Origin of the sequence: Azovibrio sp. (assembly GCF_049658005.1) — a bacterium.
Taxonomy (GTDB): Bacteria; Pseudomonadota; Gammaproteobacteria; order Burkholderiales; family Rhodocyclaceae; genus Azovibrio.
Map to the genome: position 1 here is coordinate 1 of NZ_JBASOH010000069.1, position 7601 is coordinate 7601.

The following is a 7601-nucleotide window of genomic DNA, read 5'->3' on the forward strand; positions in this document are numbered from 1 at the left end:
CCGCGTGCCGGTGTGCGGGCTGATCGCGCATTACAACGACACCGGCCTGCCGCCCAGCCCGGACCGTATGCCGCAGCTGCTGGGCCTGGTGCTGCGCAAGCGCCTGCTGCTCCAGGGCTTCATCATCGGCGACCACTACGCCGACGGTTTCGCGGCGTTTCAGCGCGACATGGGCGCATGGGTCGCCGAGGGCAAGGTCTCGGTCCGCGAAGACTTCGTCGAGGGCCTGGAACATGCGCCCCAGGCGCTGATCGACCTGCTCGCCGGCAGGCACTTCGGCAAGGTCGTGGTACGAGTCGGCACCCCCTGAGTCTTTCACTTCGAACCTCCAAAGGAGAGCCGCTATGGCCAATATTCTCGTCATCCTCACTTCGCACGACCAACTCGGCAACACTGGCAGGAAAACCGGCTTCTGGCTGGAGGAACTGGCTGCCCCCTACTATGCCTTCCTCGATGCCGGCGCGAAGCTGACCCTGGCCTCGCCCAAGGGCGGCCAGCCGCCGCTCGACCCCAAGAGCGACGAACCCGACGCCCAGACCGAGGCGACCCGTCGCTTCCTGGCCGACGCTGACGCGGTCAAGGCCCTGGCCAACACCCGCAAGCTGGCCGAGGTCGCCATCGGCGACTTCGATGCAGTGTTCTATCCCGGCGGCCACGGCCCGCTATGGGACCTGGCTGAAGACCCGGTCTCGATCGGTCTGATCGAAGCGGCGGTCAAGGCGAACAAGCCGGTCGGAACGGTCTGCCACGCACCTGGCGTGCTGCGCCACGTCAAGGATGCCGACGGCAAGCCGCTGGTCGCCGGCAAGCAGGTGACCGGTTTCAGCAACAGCGAGGAGGCTGCGGTTGGCCTGACCGATGTGGTGCCGTTTCTGGTCGAGGACATGCTCAAGGCCAATGGCGGTCATTACAGCAAGGGCGGCGACTGGCAGTCCCACGTGCTGACCGACGGCCTTCTGGTCACCGGCCAGAACCCTGCCTCGTCCGCCGACGCCGCCAAGGCGCTGCTCGCCCTTCTGTGAGGAGATTGAACATGTCCGCTTACGTGGTTTTCCTGCGCGAACGCACCCTCGACGCCACCGAACTTGACATCTATGCGAGGCAGGCTCCAGCCGCGCGCGAAGGACACGATCTGACGCCGCTGGCGTTCTATGGCGATTTCGAGGTGCTGGAGGGACCGGCGATCGAGGGCGGCGTGATCCTGCGCTTTTCCGACATGCAGGCCGCACGCGCCTGGTATCACAGCCCCGCTTACCAGGCAGCACGGGTGCACCGGTTCAAGGGCGCGGACTACCGCGTGCTGTTGCTTGACGGCATCGGCGCGACACCTGCGGCCTGAGTCCCCTAACACGCACAGGATTCTGGAATGACTTCCCATCAGATCGACCCAGCCTCCGCATGGCAGGCCCGCTATGGCGAGGCCGCCGCCCTGCCGCTGCCCCCTGTTCCCGCCGCGCTGGCCGCGCTGCTGGAGCACCGATCAGTGCGCGCCTACACCGATCAACCGGTCGACGACGAGGCACTTCAACTCGCCATCGCTGCCGCGCAATCAGCCTCCAGTTCGTCCAACCTGCAGCCATGGAGCGTGATCGCCGTGCGCGACCCCGCGCGGCGCGCCCGCCTGGCCGCGTTGGCCGGCGGTCAGCGCCACGTGGCCGAGGCACCGCTGTTTCTGGCCTGGGTCGCCGACTGGTCGCGGCTGCGCCGACTCGGTGCCGCGCAGGGTGCCGCGACCGACGGTATCGATTACCTGGAGAGCTACACCGTCGGTGTGGTCGACACCGCGCTGGCCGCGCAGAACGCCGTGGTCGCCTTCGAGGCCCAGGGGCTGGGCATCGTCTATATCGGCGGCATGCGCAACCAGCCGGAGGCGGCCGCCGCCGAACTGGGCCTGCCGCAGGACAGCTTCGTGGTGTTCGGCATGTGCGTGGGCCATCCCGATCAGGCCCGCCCGGCCGAGATCAAGCCGCGCCTGGCGCAGGCGGCGGTGCTGCACCGCGAGCACTACGACGCCGCGGGCGAGGCGGTCGCGGTGGGGCATTACGACCCGCTGATGCGCCGCTTCCAGCAGGACCAGCAACGCGACGACCGGCCCTGGTCGCAGACGTCATTGCAGCGCGTCGGCAGTGCCGAAGCGTTGATGGGCCGCCACCGCCTGCGCGAGGCCCTGAACGCGCTCGGCTTCGCCCTGCGCTGAAACCCACCGCGTCCGGCTCGTGTCGAGCCGAACGCAACTTGTTCGTTCACTGCTGCAAGGAGTCATAGCTATGGCCTACGCCACCACCAACCCCTACACCGGCGAAGTCGTCAAGACCTTCCCCGACGCTACCGACGCCGAAGTCTCCCAGGCCATCGGCGCCGCCCATGAAGCCTTCCTGGCCTGGCGCGAGCGCTCGTTCGAAGAGCGCGGTGCGATCCTGCAGCGCGCCGCCGACCTGCTGCGCGAGAATGCCGAGGCGCATGCGGGGCTGCTGACCCTGGAGATGGGCAAGATCACCGCCGAAGCGCTGGCCGAGGTCGAGCTGTCCGCGCGCATCTTTGAGTACTACGTGAAGCACGCCGAAGCCCTGCTGGCACCGGAGAAATTGCCGGTGGCCGATCCGGCCGAAGGCGACGCGCTGCTGGTGCACGAGCCGCTGGGCGTGATCCTGGCGATCGAGCCGTGGAATTTCCCCTACTACCAGATCGCCCGCATCCTGGCTCCGCAGCTGGCCGCTGGCAATACCTTGTTGCTCAAGCACGCCGCCAACGTGCCGCAGAGCGCGGACGCCTTCGAGAAACTGATGCTCGACGCGGGCTTGCCGCAAGGCGCCTTCAAGAACCTCTACGCCACGCGCCAGCAGATCGAGACCATCATCAACGATCCGCGCGTGCACGGCGTGGCCTTGACCGGCTCGGAGGGTGCCGGCGCAGTGGTCGCCGCCCAGGCCGGCAAGGCGCTGAAGAAGTCGACGCTGGAACTGGGGGGCGCCGACGCCTTCGTGGTACTGGCCGACGCCGAACTGGACAAGACCGTGAAGTGGGCGGTGTTCGGTCGCCACTGGAATGCCGGCCAGGTCTGCGTGTCCTCCAAGCGCATCATCCTGGTCGAGGCCATCTACGACGAGTTCCTGCGCCGCTACACCGAGGGCGTGGCCGCGCTCAAGGCGGGCGACCCCTTCGATGCGGCAACCACCCTGGCGCCATTGTCCTCGCAGAAAGCCGCCGACGACATCAAGGAGCAGATTCGTCAAGCTGTCGCCCACGGCGCTACCGCCACTGAGGTCGGACCCAAGGTGCCGACCCAAGGCGCCTTCGTGCAGCCGACCATCCTCACCGGCGTGACCCCGGACAACCCAGCCTACTACTGGGAGTTCTTCGGGCCGGTGTCGCTGATCTACCGCGCCGCCGATGAGGAAGAGGCGATCGCCATCGCCAACGACTCGCCGTTCGGCCTGGGTGGCTCGGTGTTCACCGCCGACGCCAAACATGGCGCGGAAGTCGCCAAGCGCATCTCCACCGGCATGGTGTTCGTCAACCACCCGACCATGGCCAAGGCCGACCTGCCGTTCGGCGGAGTGCGCCGCTCCGGCTACGGCCGCGAGCTGCTAGGCCTGGGCCTGAAGGAGTTCGTCAACCACAAGCTGATCGACGTGGTCGATATCGACGCGCCGTTCTGATGCGGGCCGGCCGGCGGCCAGTCGCTCCCGCTCTCATCGCGGGAACGATTGGCGGCGCCCAACCCCGTTCTGCTCACAACATGAAGGAAAACATCTTGAGCAACCGAAGCCTTTTCCGGCCCTTGCAACTCGGCAGCTACACACTGAAGAATCGTATCGTGCTGCCGCCGTTGACCCGGCAACGCAGCACCCAGCCCGGCAATGCCGCCAATGAGCTGATGGCCACTTATTACCAGCAGCGCGCCGGTGCCGGCCTGCTGATCAGCGAGGGCACCCAGATCGAGCCGCGCGGCGAGGGCTATGCCTGGACCCCGGGCATCTACAGCCCGGCCCAGGTCGAGGGCTGGCGCAAGGTCACCGAGGCCGTACACGCCGAAGGCGGGATCATCTTCGCCCAGCTCTGGCACGTCGGTCGCGTCTCCCACAGCGCGCTGCAGCCGGGGGGCGCGGCCCCCGTCGCTCCCTCTGCGATCCCGGCCGACCGGGTCAGCGTGTTCATAGAGACTGCCCCCGGCGCCGGTACCCTGGTGCCGCCGTCAGTGCCGCGCGCCCTGAGCACCGCCGAAGTCAAGGAGCTGGTGCAGCTCTATGCCCAGGCTGCCCGCAACGCGCTGGACGCCGGCTTCGACGGCGTGGAGATCCACGCCGCCAATGGCTACCTGGTTAACCAGTTCATCTCCGCCCGTACCAACCAGCGCGACGACGAGTATGGTGGCTCGCTGGACAACCGCCTGCGTTTTCTGCGCGAGGTGGTCCAGGCGGTGGCCGGCGTGGTCGGCCCGCAGCGCCTGGGCGTGCGCTTCTCGCCGCTGTTCACCACGACCGATGAGGATCGCGTCTACCTGGGCCTGGTCGAGGACGATCCGCACGCGACCTACATCGCTGCCGCCAGGGTGCTGGAGGAGGCGGGAATCGGCTATGTCTCGATCGCCGAGGCCGACTGGGACAACGCCCCGGAACTGCCCGAGGACTTTCGTCGCGACCTGCGCCAGACGTTCAGCGGACGCATCATCGTCGCCGGTCGCTACACCGCCGAGCGCGGCGAGCGCCTGCTTGAGGCGGGGCTGGCCGATCTGATCGCCTTTGGTCGCCCGTTCATCGCCAACCCTGATCTGCCGGCGCGCATCGCGCACGGCTGGCCGCTCAATGCGCTGAACCCCGCCACCATGTATGGCGGCGGTACGGCAGGCTACACGGATTATCCGGTCCACGCCGGCTAGCCGGCGCGCGTCGCATCACCCACCGGGCAGCCATGGCCGCCCTCACCACAGAGGACATCGCGATGGAATACAAGACGCTGGGGAACACCGGCTTGCTGGTCTCTTCGCTGTGCCTGGGCACGATGACTTTCGGCGACGGCCAGGGCATCTTCCGGCACATCGGCAGCGCCGGCCAGGACGAGGCCGACGCGATAGTCAAGGCTGCCGTCGACGGCGGGATCAACTTCTTCGACACCGCCGATGCCTATTCGGCCGGCAGCAGCGAGCAGGTGCTTGGCCAGTCGCTGCGCAACCTCGGCATCGCCCGCAAGGATGTGGTGCTGGCGACCAAGGGCTATACCCGCACCGGCCCCGGGCGCAACGATGTGGGCGCTTCGCGCGGCCACATCCTCGATGCGGTGGAGGCCAGCCTGCGGCGCCTGCAGACCGATCACATCGACCTTTACCAGATCCATGCCAACGATCCGGTCACGCCTATCGAGGAAACCCTGCGCGCGCTCGATGACCTGGTGCGCCAGGGCAAGGTCCGCTACGTCGGCGTCTCCAACTGGCAGGCGTGGAAGATCGCCCGCGCGCTGGGCGTCTCCGAAGCGCGCAACCTGGCCCGCTTCGATACCCTGCAGGCGTACTAATCGATTGCCGGGCGCGACATCGAACGCGAACTCGTACCGCTGCTGCAGGCCGAGAAGATCGGGCTGCTGGTGTGGAGTCCACTGGCCGGCGGGCTGCTCTCGGGCAAGTTCGACCGCGAGCACCAGAAGCCGGAAGGCGCGCGTCGCTCGGAGTTCGACTTCCCGTTCGTCGACAAGGAACGGGCCTGGAACGTCGTCGAGGCGATGAAACCGATAGCTGCGGCGCACGGCTGCAGTGTCGCCCGCGTCGCGCTGGCCTGGCTGCTGTCGCGGCCGGTGGTGACCTCGGTGATCGTCGGCGCCCGGCGCCTGGAGCAGTTGCACGACAATCTTGCCGCCGTCGAACTGGCGCTGAGCGAGGTGGAGCTGACCGCGCTTGATGCGGCCAGCGCCTTGCTGCGCGAGTACCCCGGCTGGGTGCTGGAAGTGCAGAACGCGGATCGGCTCGGCCCCGTGGACCGCTGGTCCGGCCTTTCTTCCTGAAATTCGTCGCGGACCACTCCGGTCCGCTCTTTTCCGATCCCTTGACCCTTAGGAGTTGACATCATGAAGATTTTCTACAAGACCCGCGCCACCGCCGTCGGCGGCCGTTCCGGACGCACCACGCTGGACGATGGCAGCCTTGCGCTGGACATGTCCCCGCCCGGTTCCGGCAAGGCTGGCGCCAACCCCGAACAGCTTTTCGCCATGGGCTACGCCGCCTGCTTCGACAACGCGTTGCCGGTGGCGGCCAAGCAATTGAAGCTGGCACCCACCGCCACCAGGACCTCGGTCGAGGTCGGCATCGGCCAGACCGCCGAGGGCGGCTATGCCCTGGACATCGACCTCTACGTGGAAGTCCAGGGCCTTAGCGAAGCCGACGCGCACAAGCTGGTGGAGACCACCCACCAGGTCTGCCCGTACTCCAACGCCACCCGCGGCAACGTCGACGTGCGCCTGCACACCAGCGTCGCCTGAAACACATCAAACCCAAGGAGAAACACCATGACAGTAAAAGCCTATGGCACCCACGCCGCTGACACGCCGCTGGCGGCGCTCGACATTGTTCGCCGCGAGCCGGGGCCGCACGACGTCAAGATCGACATCGCCTACTGCGGCGTCTGCCATTCCGACCTGCACCAGGCCCGCAACGAGTGGGCCAACACGCTGTACCCCTGCGTGCCCGGGCACGAAATCGTCGGCCACGTTTCGGCCATCGGCAGTGCGGTGACCAAGTTCAAGATCGGCGACACGGTCGGCGTCGGCTGCCTGGTCGACAGTTGCCATCATTGCCCGGCCTGCGACGCGGGCCTGGAGCAGTATTGCGAGCACGGCCAGGTCTTCACCTACAATGGCCCGACGCATGATGCGCCCGGCCACACCCTGGGCGGCTATTCGCAGCAGATCGTAGTCAAGGACGACTTCGTCCTGAAGGTTTCGCACCCCGAGGCGCAACTGGCCGCCGTGGCGCCGCTGTTGTGCGCCGGCGTCACCACCTGGTCGCCGTTGCGCCACTGGAAGGTCGGTCCTGGCCAGAAAGTGGGCATCGTGGGTATCGGCGGGCTTGGCCACATGGGCATCAAGCTGGCACATGCCCTGGGCGCACACACCGTGGCCTTCACCACCAGCGAGAGCAAGCGCGCCGCTGCGCTGGAACTGGGCGCCGACGAAGTCATTGTCTCGCGTAACGCTGAAGAGATGGCGGCGCACGCCAACAGTTTCGACTTCATCCTCAACACGGTCGCAGCCAGCCACGACCTCGACGCCTTCACTGGCCTGCTCAAACTCGACGGCACCATGACCCTGGTCGGCGTACCCGAGCACCCGCACCCGTCGCCGAGCATCGCCAATCTCATCTTCAAGCGCCGCAGCATCGCCGGCTCGCTGATCGGCGGCATCGCCGAGACCCAGGAGATGCTCGACTTCTGCGCCGAGAAAGGCATCGTCGCCGAGATCGAGATGATCGCCATCCAGCAGATCAACGACGCCTACGAGCGCATGCTCAAGAGCGACGTGAAGTACCGCTTCGTGATCGACAGCGCGAGCCTGGCCGCCGCCTGAGGCGAAACAGCCTAACCGTTGCGGGCCGCTTCCCGGCGAGGCGGCCCGCG

8 protein-coding genes and 1 pseudogene are annotated in these 7601 nt (G+C 67.2%); all 9 read left to right on the top strand.

What is annotated here, in order from left to right; all coding sequences use genetic code 11:
• Positions 1-310: zinc-binding dehydrogenase (locus tag WBH99_RS07285; protein ID WP_424219447.1), on the top strand; the 310-nt coding region annotated here is incomplete at its 5' end.
• Positions 311-344: 34 nt separating this feature from the next.
• Entirely contained in the window at positions 345-1022 is a 678-nt protein-coding gene (locus tag WBH99_RS07290) for a type 1 glutamine amidotransferase domain-containing protein (RefSeq protein WP_023007045.1), read from the top strand.
• Between the two features lie 11 nt (positions 1023-1033).
• Positions 1034-1339, top strand: a complete 306-nt coding sequence (locus WBH99_RS07295) for a DUF1330 domain-containing protein (protein ID WP_023007046.1) — start codon at positions 1034-1036, stop codon at positions 1337-1339.
• Between the two features lie 27 nt (positions 1340-1366).
• Entirely contained in the window at positions 1367-2197 is an 831-nt protein-coding gene (locus tag WBH99_RS07300) for an NADPH-dependent oxidoreductase (protein WP_424219448.1), read from the top strand.
• A 70-nt stretch (positions 2198-2267) separates the two neighbouring features.
• A complete protein-coding gene (locus tag WBH99_RS07305; protein WP_023102500.1) occupies positions 2268-3659 on the top strand; it encodes an NAD-dependent succinate-semialdehyde dehydrogenase in 1392 nt (463 codons plus the stop codon).
• A gap of 80 nt (positions 3660-3739) precedes the next feature.
• A complete protein-coding gene (locus tag WBH99_RS07310) occupies positions 3740-4879 on the top strand; it encodes an alkene reductase (protein ID WP_023112348.1) in 1140 nt (379 codons plus the stop codon).
• Positions 4880-4941: 62 nt separating this feature from the next.
• A pseudogene (locus tag WBH99_RS07315) lies at positions 4942-5994 on the top strand (aldo/keto reductase).
• 63 nt (positions 5995-6057) lie between these two features.
• Positions 6058-6468 carry an organic hydroperoxide resistance protein gene (locus WBH99_RS07320; RefSeq protein ID WP_023102504.1) on the top strand — a complete coding sequence of 137 codons (411 nt, stop codon included), beginning with the start codon at positions 6058-6060 and terminating at the stop codon, positions 6466-6468.
• A gap of 27 nt (positions 6469-6495) precedes the next feature.
• Positions 6496-7551 (top strand): NAD(P)-dependent alcohol dehydrogenase, encoded by a 1056-nt coding sequence (locus tag WBH99_RS07325; RefSeq protein WP_023102505.1) that lies wholly within the window; start codon positions 6496-6498, stop codon positions 7549-7551.
• The last annotated feature ends 50 nt before the right edge of the window (positions 7552-7601 follow it).

What these genes read in the sequence shown, in the direction of transcription:
- WBH99_RS07290 (WP_023007045.1), top strand. Translation starts at nt 345, where the DNA reads ATGGCCAATATTCTCGTCATCCTCACTTCGCACGACCAACTCGGCAAC.
- WBH99_RS07295 (WP_023007046.1), top strand. Translation starts at nt 1,034, where the DNA reads ATGTCCGCTTACGTGGTTTTCCTGCGCGAACGCACCCTCGACGCCACC.
- WBH99_RS07300 (WP_424219448.1), top strand. Translation starts at nt 1,367, where the DNA reads ATGACTTCCCATCAGATCGACCCAGCCTCCGCATGGCAGGCCCGCTAT.
- WBH99_RS07305 (WP_023102500.1), top strand. Translation starts at nt 2,268, where the DNA reads ATGGCCTACGCCACCACCAACCCCTACACCGGCGAAGTCGTCAAGACC.
- WBH99_RS07310 (WP_023112348.1), top strand. Translation starts at nt 3,740, where the DNA reads ATGAAGGAAAACATCTTGAGCAACCGAAGCCTTTTCCGGCCCTTGCAA.
- WBH99_RS07320 (WP_023102504.1), top strand. Translation starts at nt 6,058, where the DNA reads ATGAAGATTTTCTACAAGACCCGCGCCACCGCCGTCGGCGGCCGTTCC.
- WBH99_RS07325 (WP_023102505.1), top strand. Translation starts at nt 6,496, where the DNA reads ATGACAGTAAAAGCCTATGGCACCCACGCCGCTGACACGCCGCTGGCG.